The sequence below is a fragment of the Streptomyces sp. NRRL WC-3626 genome (assembly GCF_000718785.1).
Classification (GTDB): domain Bacteria; phylum Actinomycetota; class Actinomycetes; order Streptomycetales; family Streptomycetaceae; genus Streptomyces; species Streptomyces edwardsiae.
In genome coordinates, this window is record NZ_JOCA01000069.1 from 1 (window position 1) to 326 (window position 326).

At 69.3% G+C, this 326-nt stretch carries 1 pseudogene; it reads left to right on the forward strand.

The features are described 5' to 3' along the window. Nucleotides 1-326 (forward strand): annotated as a pseudogene (locus IF28_RS0135855) (2-oxoacid:ferredoxin oxidoreductase subunit beta); the annotation flags it as partial.

A 326-nucleotide genomic window follows, 5' to 3' on the forward strand; every position in this document is an offset into this window, starting at 1 on the left:
TCTTCAACGACGGCGCCTTCGACGTCCTCAAGGACCGCCAACAGGCCGAAGAAGCCGTCATCCGCCTCGAACACGGACAGCCCATCCGCTTCGGCACCGGCAACACCAAGGGCGTCGTCCGCGACCCGGCCACCGGCGACCTCAACATCGTCACCGTCACCGCGGACAACGAGGCCGACATCCTCGTCCACGACGCCCACGCCGCGTCCCCCACCACCGCGTTCGCCCTCTCCCGCCTCGCCGACCCCAACACCCTCCACAACACCCCCATCGGCGTCCTGCGCTCCGTCGACCGGCCCGTCTACGACACCCTCATGGCCGACCAG